Here is a 16,139-nt window from a genome sequence, read left to right on the forward strand (position 1 = left end):
GAGGGGGGAAGGGACCGGGCAGGGTCGGTCCGGGGTTCAGCGGGACGGCCCGGACGGGCGGGTGCGGTGGGCCCGTTCGGCCGCGGCCAGGGCGTCGGCGAAGCGGTCGAGGACGGCTTCCGCCTGCTCGTCGGTGAGGGTGAGCGGCGGCAGCAGCCGGACCACGGCGTTGTGCCGGCCGCCGAGTTCGACGATGAGACCGCGGTCGAGGCACTGGCGCTGGACGGCGAGGGCGAGCTCGGGGTCGGGCGGCGGGGCGAGGTCGTGGGCGCCGGGGCCGGTGGCTCCGGTCCCCCCGGACCCGGCCGTTTCGGTGCCGGTGTCCCAGGCCCCGGCTCCGGCCGAGCCGTCGGAACCCGCCGCCGCGCCCCCGCCACCGCGGCCACCCGTTCCGTACTCCGGATCGACCAGTTCGACGCCGAGCATCAGCCCCCGTCCCCGCACGTCCCCGACGCACGGGTGGGCGGCGGCCAGGCCCTGGAGGCGGGCGATCATGCGGGCGCCGAGCAGGCCGGCGCGCTCGGCCAGGCCGTTCTCCCGTACGTACGCGAGGGTCGCGGCGCCCGCCGCCATGGCGAGCTGGTTGCCGCGGAAGGTACCGGCGTGGGCGCCGGGCTCCCAGGCGTCGAGTTCGGCGCGGTAGACGACGACGGCGAGCGGGAGGGAGCCGCCGATGGCCTTGGAGAGCACCATCACGTCGGGGACGACGCCGGCGTGGTCGACCGCCCAGAACGCGCCGGTGCGCCCGACGCCGGTCTGGATCTCGTCGGCGATCAGCGGGATGGAGCGGGCCTCGGTGAGCTCCCGCATCCGGCGCAGCCAGCTGTCCGGGGCGGGGATGACGCCGCCCTCGCCCTGGACGGGTTCGAGGATCATCCCGGCGGGGTCGGGGATGCCGCTCTTGGGATCGTCGAGGACCGTCTCGGTCCAGCGGGCGGCGAGTTCGGCGCCGCGCTCGCCGCCGACGCCGAACGGGCACCGGTAGTCGCGCGGGTAGGGCAGCCGGGCGACCCGGACGTCGGTGGCGCCGCCGGAGACGTCGAGGGCGCCGGCCGTCATGCCGTGGTAGGCGCCGCTGAAGGCGAGGACGCCGTGCCGGCCGGTGGCGGTGCGGACGAGTTTGAGGGCGGCCTCGACGGCGTCGGTGCCGGCCGGGCCGCAGAACTGGATGCGGGCGTCGGCGGCGAGCTTGGCCGGCAGGGTGGCGAACAGCTCGGTGACGAAGGCGTCCTTGACCGGGGTGGCGAGGTCCAGGACGTGCAGCGGCGCGCCCGAGTCGAGGACTTTGCGGACGGCCTCCAGGACCACCGGGTGGTTGTGCCCGAGGGCGAGGGTGCCCGCGCCGGACAGGCAGTCGAGGTAACGGCGCCCGTCGGCGCCCTCGATGGTGAGTCCCCGGGCCCGGACGGGGACGATCGGCAGCGAGCGCGCGTAGGTGCGCGCGGCGGATTCACGCTGCGCCTGGCGGCGCAGGATGCCCTCGTGGGCGCCCCCCTCGCCGGTCGCGCGCCGCTCGTCACGGGTCCGCGCGTCCGGTGGTACGGCCGGAGCTGGTTCGGTCACGGCCACGTCTTGCTGTCCTCCCGCTGTAACGGTTGCGTTGCACATCAGTACGGTGCGGGGCCACCCGGAAGGGCGTCGCAAAGGCTGCCGGTGTGTCCCCCGTACGTACCAACGACGGGGCCTGCCGGGGATCACGGGCCGGGGCCAAGTTCCTTGGCGTGTCCCGGGTCACGGCATGGCAACGGCCCTGCCGGTGCCGGAACCGCGGACCTGCGTCGTACCGTCCCCTCCGGCACCGGCATAGTGGGGGCTTCACGCGGAACGCCTGTTCGTTCCGCCGCTGTTCACTGATGCACAAGTTGACGTAGTCCCAGGGGGATCACGAGATGCGATCGATTCGTCCGCTGCTGGCCGCGGCGTCCGCCGTCGCGGCGCTGACGCTGACGGCCACTGCCTGCGGTCCGACCGAGGACAACGCGGGGGGTGACACGCCCAGCGCCGCGACGCCTTCCGCCGACGGCAAGATCACGATTCCGGACGATCTGAAGGACCGTCTGAAGGAGCACGGGATCGACGTCGACAAGTGGCGCGGCGGCGAGTGGAAGAACTGGGACCGCGACAAGTGGCTGCGCGAGGCGAAGGACTTCGTCAACCCGATCATCGAGGACCTCTGGGACCCGGACCGGATGCGGGACGCCGAGCGCCCCGACAAGCCGGTCGAGGAGGAGGACATCTCGGGTGACAAGGGTGTGACCGACCCGACGCCGGCCGCCGTGTCCGCGAAGGCCGTGCGGCCGCCGTACCACGCGAACTCCCCGGCCTCCGGCAAGGTGTTCTTCGACAGCCCCGAGGGCTCGATGGTCTGCTCGGCCACGGTCGTGCAGGACCCGGCGCACCCGGGCAAGTCCAACATGGTCTGGACGGCCGGGCACTGTGTGCACGCCGGCCAGAAGGGCGGCTGGTACCGCAACATCGCCTTCGTGCCGTCGTACAACGACGCGGGCAAGCCGACCTCCGCGCTCGAGAACGCGACCCGTGAGCAGATCGCGCCGTACGGCGTGTGGTGGAGCGACTGGGCGCAGACCTCGCAGCAGTGGATCGACGAGGGCGGCCAGACCGGCGGCAAGGGCGCGCCGTACGACTTCGCGGTGCTGCACGTGACGCCGGAGAAGGGCGGGAACGGCAAGTCCCTGGAGGAGACGGTCGGTTCGGCGCTCCCGGTGGACTTCAACGCCCCGGCGGTCCCGAAGATCGCGAGCATGACGGCGACGGGCTACCCGGCGGGCAAGCCCTTCGACGGGCAGAAGATGTTCCAGTGCGCGGACAAGCCGGGCCGCCTGTCCATCAAGGCCGAGCAGCCGACGATGTACCGCATCGGCTGCACCATGACCGGCGGTTCGTCCGGCGGCGGCTGGGTGGCCACCGGCAAGGACGGCAAGCCGGCGCTGGTGTCGAACACCTCGATCGGCCCGGTGACGGCGGGCTGGCTGGCCGGCCCGCGGCTCGGCCCCGAGGCCAAGGCCCTCTACGAGGGTGTGAGCAAGAAGTACGCGAACCAGTAAGGCTCCGTGTGGAATCGGGCGGGACCCCTCGGTCCCGCCCGGTTCCATGGGCATCCGCGGGCATACTGTGCACCGCATCATGACGCGTCCATGGCGATCGGGCGGCAGCGGCGACCGGCCCTGCCCTCCCGGCCGGACGCGCCGGACATTCCAGGGGGACACCACTTCATGCGTTCCATACGACTCCTGCCCGCCGCCGGCGGCGTCGCGGCCGCGCTCGCGCTGGCGCTGACCGCCACGGCCTGCGGCCCGACGGAGACCCCGGCGGCCGACAAACCCGCCGGCACCACCGCCACCGCGAGCCCGTCCGAGGGCGGCTCCGGTGCCGGTTCCTCGTCCGGCCTTCCCAAGGACCTCGCCGACAGGCTGAAGAAGCACGGCGTCGACCTGGACAAGTGGAAGGGCGGCGAGTGGAAGAACTGGGACCGGGAAACCTGGCTCCGTGAGGCCGACGACTTCGTCAACCCGGTGATCGAGGATCTCTGGGACGGCGAGCGGATGCAGACCGCCAAGAGCCCCGACCAGACCATCGAGACGCAGGCGACGAGCGGGGGCAGCGACCCCACGCCGCGGCCCGTGACGGCGCAGCGCGAGAAGACCCCGTACCACCGCTACGCGGCTCCCGTCGGCAAGATCTTCTTCGACGCGCCCGAGGGCCACATGGCCTGCTCCGGCACGATCGTGAAGGACCCGCGCCGCCCCGGGAAGTCCAACCTCGTGTGGACGGCCGGGCACTGCGTGCACGCCGGCAAGAAGGGCGGCTGGTACCGCAACATCATGTTCGCGCCGGCCTTCAACGACAAGGGCAAGTCCCCGGCCTCGCTGCGCAACGCGCAGGGGTACGAGATCTACCCCTACGGCCAGTACTGGGCCGACTGGGCCGTGACCTCCGGCGAGTGGATCCAGAGCGGCGGCACCAACCAGGCCTGGCCGTACGACTACGCCGTGCTGCACGTGCAGCCGCAGCAGGGCCGCAAGTCCCTGGAGGAAACTGTCGGCGCCGCCCTGCCGGTCGACTTCTCCGCCCCGCAGCCCGCGCAGGCCGGAACCATCGGCGCCTGGGGCTACCCGGGAGCGCCGCCGTACAACGGTGTGATCATGCACAAGTGCCTGGACCGGGCCACCCGCCTGGCCACGGCCCCGGCCACGCCGGTCATGTACCGGATCGGCTGCACGATGACCGCCGGTTCGTCGGGCGGCGGCTGGTTCCGGGTGCTGCCCAACGGCACCACGGCGCTGGTGTCCAACACCTCGATCGGCCCGGCGGGGAGCAACGGCTGGCTGGCCGGACCGCAGCTGGGCAGGGGCGCCAAGGCGGCCCACGACATGGTCAGCAAGAAGTTCGCCCGCTGACCCTCCGACACGGACGGAAGGCGCCGGCCGTCTCCCTCACGGGAGGCGGCCGGCGCCTTCTTCGTGCCTGTCTGCTCCGCTCAGTGCGCGGCGGGCACGTACGCGGCGAGCTGCGCGGCCAGCTCCTCGTGCACCCGCGCCTTGAGCAGGGTGCCCTCCGCGGTGTGCTCCTCGGAGATCACCTCGCCCTCACCGTGCACCCGCGAGACCAGTCCGCCGTGCGTGTACGGCACGAGGGCCTCGATCTCGATCTGCGGGCGCGGCAGCTCGGCGTCGATCAGCGCGAGCAGCTCGGCGATGCCCTCGCCCGTGCGGGCGGAGACGGCCATCGAGTGCTTCTCGACCCGCAGCAGCCGCTGGAGCACCAGCGGGTCCGCCGCGTCCGCCTTGTTGATGACCACGATCTCCGGCACGTCGATGGCGCCGACCTCGCGGAACACCTCGCGCACGGCCGCCAGCTGCTCCTCCGGGGCCGGGTGCGAGCCGTCCACCACGTGCACGATGAGGTCGGAGTCGGCGACCTCCTCCATGGTGGAGCGGAAGGCCTCGACCAGGTGGTGGGGCAGGTGCCGGACGAAGCCGACGGTGTCGGCCAGGGTGTAGACCCGTCCGGAGGGCGTCTCGGCCCGCCGCACGGTCGGGTCGAGGGTGGCGAACAGTGCGTTCTCCACCAGCACGCCCGCGCCGGTGAGGCGGTTGAGCAGGGACGACTTGCCGGCGTTGGTGTATCCGGCGATGGCGACCGAAGGCACCTTGTTGCGCCGGCGCTCCTGGCGCTTGATGTCGCGGCCGGTCTTCATCTCCGCGATCTCCCGGCGCATCTTCGCCATCTTCTCGCGGATCCGTCGCCGGTCCGTCTCGATCTTGGTCTCACCGGGACCACGGGTGGCCATGCCGCCACCGCCGCCGCCACCCATCTGACGGGACAGCGACTGACCCCAGCCGCGCAGTCGCGGCAGCATGTACTGCATCTGCGCGAGGGCGACCTGCGCCTTGCCCTCCCGCGACTTGGCGTGCTGGGCGAAGATGTCGAGGATCAGGGCGGTCCGGTCGACCACCTTGACCTTGACGACGTCCTCGAGGGCGATCAGCTGGCCGGGGCTGAGCTCACCGTCGCACACGACGGTGTCGGCGCCGGTATCGAGCACGATGTCCCGCAGCTCCTGGGCCTTGCCCGAGCCGATGAAGGTGGCCGGGTCCGGCTTGTCACGGCGCTGGATGACACCGTCGAGCACGAGGGCGCCCGCCGTCTCGGCGAGGGCCGCGAGCTCCGCCAGCGAGTTCTCCGCGTCCTGCACCGTCCCCGAGGTCCATACGCCGACCAGCACCACGCGCTCCAGGCGCAGCTGCCGGTACTCGACCTCGGTGACGTCCTCGAGCTCGGTGGAGAGGCCGGCGACACGGCGCAGGGCCGCGCGCTCGGAGCGGTCGAACTGCTCGCCGTCCCGCGCTCCGTCGATCTCGTGGCTCCAGGCGACGTCCTCTTCCATCAGGGCATCGGCCCGAAGGCTCTCGGTGCGGCGGGTGTCCGCGAAGCTCTGCTTGTCCTGGGAAGGGGATGAAGAGGAGGTCATTTGATCCTTACGTCGAAGAAGAAATCCGTTACGCCGGTCACAACGCGTGACACCGCGGGAGAATTCCCGCCCGTCCGGCCGCGTCGCCGACCCGACGATGGTGACACGGCCGGACGGGGCCCGTCACCCCGGTTTCACCGCCTCGGGAGCCTTCACCGCCTCGGGACCGTTCATCGCCTCCATGGCCCTGACCGCCTCCGGAGCCTTCGGCCCCTTCGATGCCTTCGCCGTCTTCGGCGCGCGTGACGTCCAGTCGGGGTGCCCGGGCATCGGCGGCGTCTTCGCCGCGTACAGCCAGTCGTGCAGGAAGCCGGTCAGGTCGCGCCCGGCGACCTCGCCGGCCAGCGCCACGAAGTCGGCGGTGGTGGCGGTGCCGTCCCGGTGCTGGGCCACCCATCGGCGTTCAAGCAGCTCGAAGGCCTCGGTGCCGATCTCCTGGCGCAGCGCGTACAGGGCCAGCGCGGCGCCGTCGTACACCACCGGCCGGAAGAGGCTGATCTTCTGCCCGGGCTCCGGCGGCTTGGGCGCGGCGGGCGGGCCGCCGTCCGCGCGCCACTGGTCGGAGGCGCCGTACGCGGCCTTCAGGCGCCGTTCCAGGGTGGGCCCGCCGCCCTCCTCGGCGTACAGCGCCTCGTACCAGGTGGCGTGTCCCTCGTTGAGCCACAGGTCGGACCACGCGCGCGGGGAGACGCTGTCGCCGAACCACTGGTGGGCCAGTTCATGGACCAGCACGGAGTCGACGTACCACTCGGGGTAGCCGGGCTCGGTGAACAGGCGGCGCTCGAAGAGCGACAGGGTCTGGGTCTCCAGCTCGAAGCCGGTGTCGGCGTCGGCGATCAGCACCCCGTAGTTCTCGAAGGGGTACGGGCCGATCCGGCGCTCCAGCCACTCCAGGTGCCCGGGGGTCCGCTCCAGCCACGGCTCCAGGAGCTCCTTGTCGGCGGCCGGCACGACATCGCGGACGGCCAGGTCGTGGGGGCCCTCGCGGTGCACGACGGCCGACTCCCCGATGGAGACCTGGGCGAGCTCGGTGGCCATGGGGTGGGCCGTGCGGTAGGTCCAGGTGGTGCTGCCGTCGCGCTGCTCCCGGCTCTCCGGCAGGCCGTTGGCGACGGCGGTGAAGCGGTCGGGGGCGGTGATCCGGAAGGTGAAGTACGCCTTGTCGGAGGGATGGTCGTTGGACGGGAAGACCCGGTGGGCGGCGTCGGCCTGGTTGGCCATGGCGAGTCCGTCGCCGGTGCGCACCCAGCCGCCGGAGTCGGCGGGGCCCCGGGGGTCGCTGGTGTGGGTGACGGCGATCTCGACGGCCTCGCCGCGCTCGACCGGCCGGGAGGGGGTGATCACCAGGTCCTCGCCGCTGCTCGCGAAGCCGGCGGGCTCACCGGCCACGGTGACGGCGGAGACGGTGCCATGGGTGAAGTCGAGGTGGAGCCGCGGCAGGTCGTCGGTCGCCAGCGCCTCGATGGTGGTGACGCCGGCCAGCGGCTCGGTGTTCCTGCCGGGGTAGGTGAGGGCGATGTCGTACGAGAGGACGTCGTAGCCGGGATTGCCCAGGTGCGGGAAGAGCGGGTCGCCGATGCCGAGCGGTGCGGGGACGGGCACCGCGGCGGCGACCAGGCCCGCGGAGAGGGCGACGAGCACGGCGGAGCGCAGCACGCGGGCGCGTGGACCGCGTGGACCCGGTCGAGGCGTCGGCCGTGGCGTCTGCCGTGGCGCACGCGCGCGTGGGGACGGCGGCCGGCCGGTGTGCTCGGAGCGGACGGGGGCGGCGCGGGAGGGGAGCGACATGCGCTACCGCTACCAGGGCCGGGGCCGCTCCCGGGGACGGCGCGCGCGTGCGCCACCCGAAGGAGTCACGCCCGGCGGATCGCCCCGGCGCGCACAACTACAGCTGTGGCGAGGCCGGGTGCCGGGCGCGGCTCACGTCGTACACCCCGGGCACGTCGCGCATGGCCTTCATGAGGGCGGGCAGCCCGGCGGCGTCGGGGAGTTGGAGGGTGTACGTGTGCCGGACCCGCTGCTCGCTGGGCGGCTCGACGGTCGCGGCGACGACGCCGACGCCCTCCGCCGCGATGGCCTCGGTGAGGTCGGCGAGCAGCCGCGGGCGCCCGAAGGACTCGGCGACCAGGGTGACCCGGCATTCGGCGGTGTCGCCCCAGTGGACGGTGACGGGGGCCCGGCCGAGCCGCTTCATGGAGTCGGCGGAGGCGCAGCCGGTGCGGTGCACGGTGACGGAGCCGCCGCGGACCACGAAGCCGGTGATCTCGTCGGGCGGCACGGGGGTGCAGCAGCCCGCGGGGCGTACGGCGGGCGGCGCGGCGCCCTCCGGTCCGCCGGGGAGCTCGGCGCGCAGCCGGCTGCCGGTGCGCCGGTCGGCGGTGACGCTGACCGGCGGGCGGGGGGCGGCGGCGGGCATCTTGGCGGCCTCGGGGTGGGCCTGGAGCCAGCCGGTGATGGCGATCTGCGCGGCGGGGGTGCGGGCGTGGTCCAGCCACTGCGGGGAGGGCCCCGAGGTGGAGTCCTGGGCGAGCAGCAGCTGGACGGTGTCGCCGTCGTGGAGGACGGTGCTCAGCGGGGCGAGCCGGCCGTTGACGCGGGCGCCGAGACAGCTGTGGGCGGCCTCGCCGTGCTCGGCGTAGGCGGCGTCGACGCAGGTGGCGCCGGCCGGCAGGCCGAGCGTGCCACCGTCGGTGCGGAAGACGGTGATCTCCTGGTCCTGGGCGAGCTCGGCGCGCAGCGAGCTCCAGAAGGTGTCGGGGTCCGGGGCGGACTGCTGCCAGTCGAGGAGCCGGGAGAGCCAGCCGGGGCGGGTGGGGTCGACGCGCTCGCCGTCCTCGACGGCCTCGCCCGTCTCCGGCCCGTTGTACGGGTTCCCGAGGGCGACCACGCCGGCCTCGGCGACCTTGTGCATCTGGTGGGTGCGGATGAGGACTTCGGCGACGGCGCCGTCGGGGGCCGCGATCGCGGTGTGCAGCGACTGGTAGAGGTTGAACTTGGGGGCGGCGATGAAGTCCTTGAACTCGGAGACCACCGGGGTGAAGCAGGTGTGCAGCTCGCCGAGGACCGCGTAGCAGTCGGCGTCCTCGGCGACCAGGACGAGGAGCCGCCCGAAGTCGCTGCCGCGCAGCTCGCCGCGCTTGAGGCGGACCCGGTGGACGGAGACGAAGTGCCGGGGCCGGACGAGGACTTCGGCGCCGATGTCCGCCTCGCGCAGCACACCGGCGACCTGGTCCGCGATGCCGGCGAGGGCGTCGGCCGCGCCGGGGGTGCCGGCGATGAGGGCGCGGGTGGTCTCGTACTCCTCGGGGTGGAGGATGGCGAAGACCAGGTCCTCCAGTTCGGTCTTGAGGGCCTGGACGCCGAGGCGCTCGGCGAGCGGGATCAGGACGTCGCGGGTGACCTTGGCGATGCGGGCCTGTTTCTCGGGGCGCATCACGCCGAGGGTGCGCATGTTGTGCAGCCGGTCGGCGAGTTTGATCGACATCACGCGGACGTCGTTGCCGGTGGCGACGAGCATCTTGCGGAAGGTCTCGGGCTCGGCGGCGGCGCCGTAGTCGACCTTCTCCAGTTTGGTGACGCCGTCGACGAGATAGGCGACCTCGTCGCCGAACTCGCGCCGCACCTGGTCGAGCGTCAGGTCGGTGTCCTCGACGGTGTCGTGGAGCAGCGCGGCGGTCAACGTGGTGGTCTCGGCGCCGAGTTCGGCGAGGATCAGGGTGACCGCGAGCGGGTGCGTGATGTACGGCTCGCCGCTCTTGCGGAACTGGCCCCGGTGCGAGGACTCGGCGAGCACGTACGCCCGGCGCAACACGGCCAGGTCGGTGTCCGGATGGTGGGCGCGATGGGCCTCGGCGACATGTCCGATGGCGTCGGGCAGCCGGTCCCGGGCGGCCGGGCCCGCGGTCGCGCCGAGCAGCGCGGCACGGCCGAGGCGGCGCAGATCGATCCTGGGGCGGCCTCGTCTGCGGCCCGGAGCGTCCGGGCCTGCGGCGGCCTCGGCGTCGCTCACGGGGTGGGCGGCCTCTGCGCTCATGGGGGCACCTCCGGCGGCGTCGACCGGCGGGGGCCGGGCAAGGCGTGCCCGGCGGGCCGGTGCTTGATGCTACCGAGCCCACCACGTGGCGCAGTCCCGCTCTCGCCGAGCGTGAAACGGATCACCCATTCGAGGGACGAATCAGTCGTTGACAGTTTCGATTCCGGCCTTCTCAGAAGACATGGAAAGCCGGACGAACCACCCAGCGACCCCTCAAGTGCTTCCTTCGAAGAACCTTACGAGCCGGCGAGCCACTCCGGCTCGACGGTGCCCTCCGCGACGATCACCGCGGGACCGGTCATCTCGATCTCCCCGTCGGGGTGCTCGGTGATCACCAGGGTGCCGCCCAGAACGTCCACGGTGTACGTGACGGGGGTGCCGGTCTCGGCCGGGTCGACGCCGTCCCGGCGGGCGGTGGCGACGGCGACGGCGCAGGCGCCGGTGCCGCAGGAGCGGGTCTCGGAGGCGCCGCGCTCGTGGACGCGCATGGCGACGTGCCGGGGGCCGCGGTCGGCGACGAACTCGATGTTGACGCCGTCCGGGTAGACCGCGGCCGGCTCGTACGGCGGCTCGTCGTAGAGGGTGCCGGCCTGGTCGAGGGACTCGACGAAGGCGACCGCGTGCGGGTTGCCCATGTTCACGTTGCGGGCGGGCCAGCTGCGCCCCTCCACGGTCACGGTGACGCCGTCCGCGGGCAGCAGGGCCTTGCCCATGCGGACGGTCACGGAGCCGTCCTTGTCGAGGTGCACCCGCTTGATCCCGCCGCGGGTGGCGACGGCGACCTCGCCGGCGGTGACGTGCCCGGCGTGCTGGAGGTAGCGGGCGAAGACCCGGACCCCGTTGCCGCACATCTCGGCGACCGAGCCGTCCGCGTTGCGGTAGTCCATGAACCACTCGGCCTCGCCGGCCATCTCCCGCGCCTCGGGGTGCGCGGCGCTGCGCACGACGTGCAGCACCCCGTCCCCGCCGATCCCGGCCCGCCGGTCGCACAGGCGCACGACGGCGGCGGGGGGCAGGTCGACGGCGTTGCCGGCGTCGGGGACGATCACGAAGTCGTTCTCGGTGCCGTGGCCCTTGAGGAAGGCGAGGGGCGAGGTCTGCGCGCTGGTCACGGGGTCAACTGTACGGGTCCCCCGCGGCGCGGGGCCGGACGGTCCGCCCAGCGGTACGGCGCCGGGGCGCCGGCCCTGCCCCGGGGCGGGGTCGGCGCAGACGGGCGGGGTCAGCGCAGACGGGCGACGCGCCAGACGGCCAGGGCGACCAGGACGCCGCTGAGGATCACGTACAGGGCGAGGGCGCGCCAGTTCGGGCGCTCGCCGGAGCCGCGGACCGGGAGCCCGGGCCAGGTGTAGCCGACCCGGCGGGCGGCCATCATGCCCCAGCCGGCGGCGCAGGAGCTGATCAGCAGGCCGAGCATGGCGACGACGGCGCCGCCGTCGCCCGAGCCGAAGGCGAGCGGGAAGGCGAACATCAGCGAGCCGACGGCGGCGAGCGCGACGATCGGGGCGAGCTGCCAGATCCTCAGGCGGCGCTGCGGGCGCAGTTCCACCTCGACCTCGGCCGCGTCCACCTCGACGGCGCTGCCCTCGGCCTCGTCCGGGCCGTCCGGCGTCAGACCGGGCGCCCGACCGGGGTCTTCGCCCCGGACGGCGGCCTGCTGTTCGGTGTCGCGAGGGCCGGCCTCCATCGCCACGCGCCCTCCCAACTCGGACTCCACTTGGTCGATCGATGCTCGATGATGGCACGCCGCAGACCCCCGGAATGACGGGCATGACGTCCCGATGCCATCACGTGATCAGGCTGTAACCGCTCGTTCGACCAACGTCAGCGCCCGTCCGGGGAGTTCCCCGCGGTCCTCGGCGGCCCCGCTGAGCCAGTGCACCCGGGGATCACGCCGGAACCAGGAGTCCTGGCGGCGTGCGAAGCGCTTGGTGGCGCGTACGGTCTCGGCCCGGGCCTCGTCGTCGGTGCACTCCCCCGCGAGCGCCGCGAGCACCTGCTGGTAGCCGAGCGCGCGGGCGGCCGTGCGCCCCTCGCGCAGTCCGTGCGCCTCCAGGGCGCGCACTTCGTCGACCAGTCCGGCCTCCCACATGCGGTCGACCCGGGTGGCGATCCGCTCGTCGAGTTCGGGGCGGGCGACGTCGACGCCGATCTGCACGGTGTCGTAGACGGAGTCGTGGCCGGGCAGGTTGGCCGTGAAGGGCTTGCCGGTGATCTCGATGACCTCCAGGGCGCGCACGATCCGCCGGCCGTTGCTCGGCAGGATCGCGCGGGCGGCCTCGGGGTCGGCGGCGGCGAGCCGGGCGTGCAGCACTCCGGAGCCGCGCTCCTCCAGTTCGGTCTCCAGGCGGGCCCGGAGCTCCGGGTCGGTGCCGGGGAACTCCATGACGTCCAGGGCACCGCGCACGTACAGGCCGGAGCCGCCCACCAGGATCGGCACCTTGCCCTCGGCGAGCAGCCGGTCGATCTCGGCGCGGGCGAGGCGCTGGTACTCGGCGACGCTGGCGGCCTCGGTCACGTCCCAGATGTCGAGGAGGTGGTGCGGGACGCCGTCGCGCTCCTCCATCGTCAGTTTGGCGGTGCCGATGTCCATCCCCCGGTAGAGCTGCATGGAGTCGGCGTTGACGACCTCGCCGCCCAGTTCCCTGGCGAGGAAGACGCCCAGATCGGACTTTCCGGCCGCGGTGGGGCCGACGACGGCGATGACCCGCGAGGCGGGAGCTGCACTTCTCACTTCCCCAGTCTCGCAAACCTCGTGGCGTGTCCCCGAATGAGCTACGTGACGGCTCTTGTCCCGCTTCGTTGCCTGTTGCGGAATGACGACCCTGAGTACGCTAGGGAGCAGATATGGGCGTTTTCGCACTGTTTCGCCGTAAGAGCAAGGACGCCGTGGAGGCCGCCGAGGCCGTGGCCGTGACGGAGGAGACGGCGGAGACGGAGGAGGAGGCGGAGGCCGGGGCCGAGGCGCCGGAGCCCGCCGCCGAGGCCCCCGAGGACACCACCCCGGTGGTGAAGGACGGGACCGTGGAGATCCCCAAGCAGCAGTCGGTGGAGGAGGCCGCGGACCGCGGGGCGGCCGGCGAGGGCGCCCGCAAGTAGCGCACGAAGAACTCCGAGGGACGGTGACCCCATGGGTTTCCTGGATTCACTGAAGGCCAAGCTCGCCCCTGCCAAGGACAAGGTCTCCGGCCAGGTCTCCGGCCTCGCCGAGAAGCACGGGGACAAGGTGGAGCACGGCCTGGAGAAGGCCGCCAGGAAGGTCGACGAGAAGACCAAGGGCAAGTACAGCGACAAGATCGAGTCCGGCACCGGGAAGGCCAAGCACGCCATCGACCGTCTTGCCCACAAGGACGAGGGCCCGGCGGGCCCCTCCGACCCGACGCCGCCGCCGGCCGCCTGACCCGGGTCACCCCTCCTCCACGCGACGGCGGACGGCCGCGGAGCGCGCACCGCTCCGCGGCCGTCCGCCGTCGTGCGCCTCCTGCGCCTGCGTCGAGTCGCTAGCTCCAGGCGGCGACGAAGTAGCCGACGCCGTACGGGGCGTCCTCGTAGAGCAGCCGGCCCGCCAGGCCCGCGCCCTCGGCGGCGCCCGCGAGCACCTGCCAGGGCGCCCGGCCGGCCGCCTTCAGTTCGTACGCGAGCTCCGCGTCCAGGGCGAGCAGCGCGGCCGGATCGGCGGCGCCGAGGGCCCGTCCGGCGGCCGCGTCGAAGGGCTCGGCCCGCTCGTCCAGGTATCCGGGAGCCTTCACGGTGCGGCAGGCGCTGCCGTCGCCCATCACGAGCAGCGCGACCCGCTCCGCCGACGCACCGATCTCGCGGCCGGCGTCGGCACAGCGCACGGTCTCCAGCGACTCGCCGACCCCCAGGCCCTCGACGGGCGCGTCGGCCCAGTCGGTGTGCTCCAGGAGCCAGGCGCCGACGGCCAGGGACGCGGGCAGCGGCCGGTCACCGCCGGGCCCGTCCCCGAGCCGTACGGTCAGCCCGACCCCGAACCCCGCGAAGTTCCCGGCCGATCCGCCGGGGAACACCCCGCGGGCGCCCTCACCGGCGGGCCCGACCACGACGAGCCGGTCCGGCCGCGACGCGGCGAGCACCCCGAGCGCATCGGAACAGGCCGTCCGGGCCTCGTCGAGCTCGGACGCGGCCCCGGCGGCGACGGCGGGCACGAGGAGCGGGGGGCAGGGACAGACGGCGGCGGCGACAAGCATGATCCGCAGCCTACTGCGCGGGGCGCCTGCGGCGCGGGCTCGCCGACCCGGCGGGCGCGGCAGACGGCGGCCACGGGTGGCCCCGTCCGTGCCGGACGGGCAATCCGCGCGGGTGCGGCCGACCGCCCGGGGGCGGGCACCACCCACCGCCACCCCACAGGCCGCGGCTCGGGACGGCGGCGTCGAACGCACGGCGGTTGACACCGGGCCGCCCGGCCGGGCGCGCCGGGGGCTCGGCTGCCACGCCGGGCAGGCGCGACAGCAGCGCGGCGCCGCCCGGCTGCCCGTCGGCGTTTCAGTGGCTCCCGCAGGCCGGCGCGTCCGCCGCCGGCAGCGGCTCCGGCACGCCGATCTTCGGCAGGCCGAGCAGCACGCCCGCCGGCTTCGCCGCCTCGGCGGCGGTCCGCTTCTCCCAGGCGTCACCCGCGCGCGTGCGGCGGACGGCGGTGGTCGGGCCCTCGGCGAGGAGGTGGTGGGGGGCGGCGTAGGTGATCTCGACGGTCACCACGTCGCCCGGGCGCACGTCCTCGTCGGGCTTGGTGAAGTGGACGAGCCGGTTGTCGGGGGCGCGGCCGGAGAGGCGGTGGGTCTCGCCGTCCTTGCGGCCCTCGCCCTCGGCGACCATGACGTCCAGGGTGCGGCCGACCTGCTTCTTGTTCTCCTCCCAGGAGATCTCCTCCTGGAGGGCGACCAGACGCTCGTAGCGCGCCTGCACGACCTCCTTGGGGACCTGGTTCTCCATGGTCGCCGCGGGGGTGCCGGGGCGCTTGGAGTACTGGAAGGTGAAGGCGCTCGCGAAGCGGGCCTCGCGCACCACGTGCATGGTCTGCTCGAAGTCCTCCTCGGTCTCGCCGGGGAAGCCCACGATGATGTCGGTGGAGATGGCGGCGTGCGGGATGGCCGCGCGCACCTTCTCGATGATGCCGAGGAAGCGCTCCTGGCGGTACGAGCGGCGCATCGCCTTCAGGACGGTGTCCGAGCCGGACTGCAGCGGCATGTGCAGCTGCGGCATCACGTTCGGGGTCTCGGCCATCGCCGCGATCACGTCGTCCGTGAAGTCGCGCGGGTGCGGGGAGGTGAAGCGGACCCGCTCCAGGCCCTCGATCTCGCCGCAGGCCCGCAGCAGCTTGCTGAAGGCCTCGCGGTCGCCCAGGTCGGAGCCGTACGCGTTGACGTTCTGGCCGAGCAGGGTGATCTCGGAGACGCCCTCGCCGACCAGCGCCTCGATCTCGGCGAGGATGTCGCCGGGCCGGCGGTCCTCCTCCTTGCCGCGCAGCGCCGGGACGATGCAGAAGGTGCAGGTGTTGTTGCAGCCGACGGAGATCGAGACCCAGGCGGCGTACGCGGACTCGCGGCGGGTCGGCAGCGTCGACGGGAACGCCTCCAGGGACTCCGCGATCTCGACCTGCGCCTCCTCCTGGACCCGGGCGCGCTCGAGCAGCACCGGCAGCTTGCCGATGTTGTGGGTGCCGAAGACCACGTCGACCCAGGGGGCCCGCTTGACGATGGTGTCGCGGTCCTTCTGCGCCAGGCAGCCGCCGACGGCGATCTGCATGCCGGGCCGGGCGGCCTTCATCGGCGCGAGGTGGCCGAGGTTGCCGTACAGCTTGTTGTCGGCGTTCTCGCGGACCGCGCAGGTGTTGAAGACCACGACGTCGGCGTCGCCGTTGGCACCCTCGGGGGCGCGGACGTAACCAGCGTCCTCAAGGAGGCCGGACAGCCGCTCGGAGTCGTGGACGTTCATCTGGCACCCGTAGGTGCGCACTTCGTACGTTCGCGTCACGCCCACTGCGTCCACTGCTCCGGTCCGGTCGCTGCTGCTGGTCATCCCACAAGGGTAAGGGGGCGGCGAGGGTGCTCACACGACTCGCCGGAAGGGGCGGATCCCGGGCACCGGGCCCTGTCA

13 protein-coding genes are annotated in these 16,139 nt (G+C 73.4%); 4 read left to right on the forward strand and 9 right to left on the reverse strand.

Annotated elements, in window-relative coordinates; all coding sequences use genetic code 11:
• Window positions 1–36: 36 nt before the first annotated feature.
• The gene (locus AB0C73_RS13645; RefSeq protein WP_362528723.1) at window positions 37–1,476 is read right to left on the reverse strand and encodes a diaminobutyrate--2-oxoglutarate transaminase family protein; all 1,440 of its coding nucleotides are present in this window, start codon (window positions 1,474–1,476) and stop codon (window positions 37–39) included.
• Window positions 1,477–1,889: 413 nt separating this feature from the next.
• Between AB0C73_RS13645 and AB0C73_RS13650 the strand changes: the two genes are divergently transcribed.
• Window positions 1,890–3,065: a hypothetical protein gene (locus AB0C73_RS13650; RefSeq protein WP_362528605.1), complete on the forward strand. Its 1,176-nt coding sequence runs from the start codon at window positions 1,890–1,892 to the stop codon at window positions 3,063–3,065.
• 168 nt (window positions 3,066–3,233) lie between these two features.
• Window positions 3,234–4,418, forward strand: a complete 1,185-nt coding sequence (locus AB0C73_RS13655; RefSeq protein ID WP_362528608.1) for a hypothetical protein — start codon at window positions 3,234–3,236, stop codon at window positions 4,416–4,418.
• Between the two features lie 80 nt (window positions 4,419–4,498).
• Here the strand turns inward: AB0C73_RS13655 and hflX are convergent, their stop codons facing one another.
• The 6 genes from hflX to miaA form a co-directional block, all read right to left on the reverse strand.
• Window positions 4,499–5,992: a GTPase HflX gene (gene hflX / locus AB0C73_RS13660; RefSeq protein ID WP_362528610.1), complete on the reverse strand. Its 1,494-nt coding sequence runs from the start codon at window positions 5,990–5,992 to the stop codon at window positions 4,499–4,501.
• A gap of 123 nt (window positions 5,993–6,115) precedes the next feature.
• Window positions 6,116–7,780 (reverse strand): M1 family metallopeptidase, encoded by a 1,665-nt coding sequence (locus AB0C73_RS13665; protein ID WP_362528613.1) that lies wholly within the window; start codon window positions 7,778–7,780, stop codon window positions 6,116–6,118.
• Between the two features lie 97 nt (window positions 7,781–7,877).
• Window positions 7,878–10,025: an HD domain-containing protein gene (locus tag AB0C73_RS13670; protein ID WP_362528616.1), complete on the reverse strand. Its 2,148-nt coding sequence runs from the start codon at window positions 10,023–10,025 to the stop codon at window positions 7,878–7,880.
• Window positions 10,026–10,261: 236 nt separating this feature from the next.
• Window positions 10,262–11,137 (reverse strand): diaminopimelate epimerase, encoded by an 876-nt coding sequence (gene dapF / locus AB0C73_RS13675; protein ID WP_362528619.1) that lies wholly within the window; start codon window positions 11,135–11,137, stop codon window positions 10,262–10,264.
• A gap of 110 nt (window positions 11,138–11,247) precedes the next feature.
• A complete protein-coding gene (locus tag AB0C73_RS13680; protein ID WP_362528726.1) occupies window positions 11,248–11,712 on the reverse strand; it encodes a hypothetical protein in 465 nt (154 codons plus the stop codon).
• Window positions 11,713–11,820: 108 nt separating this feature from the next.
• Window positions 11,821–12,759 (reverse strand): tRNA (adenosine(37)-N6)-dimethylallyltransferase MiaA, encoded by a 939-nt coding sequence (miaA, locus tag AB0C73_RS13685; RefSeq protein WP_362528621.1) that lies wholly within the window; start codon window positions 12,757–12,759, stop codon window positions 11,821–11,823.
• Between the two features lie 113 nt (window positions 12,760–12,872).
• On the opposite strand from miaA, the gene AB0C73_RS13690 reads away from it, so the two are divergent.
• Entirely contained in the window at window positions 12,873–13,124 is a 252-nt protein-coding gene (locus AB0C73_RS13690) for a hypothetical protein (RefSeq protein ID WP_362528624.1), read from the forward strand.
• Window positions 13,125–13,155: 31 nt separating this feature from the next.
• Window positions 13,156–13,425 carry an antitoxin gene (locus AB0C73_RS13695; protein WP_362528627.1) on the forward strand — a complete coding sequence of 90 codons (270 nt, stop codon included), beginning with the start codon at window positions 13,156–13,158 and terminating at the stop codon, window positions 13,423–13,425.
• 100 nt (window positions 13,426–13,525) lie between these two features.
• On the opposite strand, the gene AB0C73_RS13700 is transcribed toward AB0C73_RS13695, so the two are convergent.
• Window positions 13,526–14,233 (reverse strand): class III extradiol dioxygenase subunit B-like domain-containing protein, encoded by a 708-nt coding sequence (locus tag AB0C73_RS13700; protein WP_362528630.1) that lies wholly within the window; start codon window positions 14,231–14,233, stop codon window positions 13,526–13,528.
• 295 nt (window positions 14,234–14,528) lie between these two features.
• Window positions 14,529–16,061 (reverse strand): tRNA (N6-isopentenyl adenosine(37)-C2)-methylthiotransferase MiaB, encoded by a 1,533-nt coding sequence (miaB, locus tag AB0C73_RS13705; RefSeq protein ID WP_362528633.1) that lies wholly within the window; start codon window positions 16,059–16,061, stop codon window positions 14,529–14,531.
• Between the last annotated feature and the right edge of the window lie 78 nt (window positions 16,062–16,139).

This window comes from Streptomyces sp. NPDC048623, assembly GCF_040650755.1.
Lineage (GTDB): Bacteria > Actinomycetota > Actinomycetes > Streptomycetales > Streptomycetaceae > Streptomyces.

Coding starts and splice junctions, on each gene's coding strand:
- AB0C73_RS13670 (WP_362528616.1), bottom strand. CDS start 10,025: ATGAGCGCAGAGGCCGCCCACCCCGTGAGCGACGCCGAGGCCGCCGCA.
- AB0C73_RS13690 (WP_362528624.1), top strand. CDS start 12,873: ATGGGCGTTTTCGCACTGTTTCGCCGTAAGAGCAAGGACGCCGTGGAG.
- AB0C73_RS13650 (WP_362528605.1), top strand. CDS start 1,890: ATGCGATCGATTCGTCCGCTGCTGGCCGCGGCGTCCGCCGTCGCGGCG.
- AB0C73_RS13680 (WP_362528726.1), bottom strand. CDS start 11,712: ATGGAGGCCGGCCCTCGCGACACCGAACAGCAGGCCGCCGTCCGGGGC.
- AB0C73_RS13695 (WP_362528627.1), top strand. CDS start 13,156: ATGGGTTTCCTGGATTCACTGAAGGCCAAGCTCGCCCCTGCCAAGGAC.
- miaB (WP_362528633.1), bottom strand. CDS start 16,061: ATGACCAGCAGCAGCGACCGGACCGGAGCAGTGGACGCAGTGGGCGTG.
- AB0C73_RS13700 (WP_362528630.1), bottom strand. CDS start 14,233: ATGCTTGTCGCCGCCGCCGTCTGTCCCTGCCCCCCGCTCCTCGTGCCC.
- hflX (WP_362528610.1), bottom strand. CDS start 5,992: ATGACCTCCTCTTCATCCCCTTCCCAGGACAAGCAGAGCTTCGCGGAC.
- AB0C73_RS13665 (WP_362528613.1), bottom strand. CDS start 7,780: ATGTCGCTCCCCTCCCGCGCCGCCCCCGTCCGCTCCGAGCACACCGGC.
- AB0C73_RS13655 (WP_362528608.1), top strand. CDS start 3,234: ATGCGTTCCATACGACTCCTGCCCGCCGCCGGCGGCGTCGCGGCCGCG.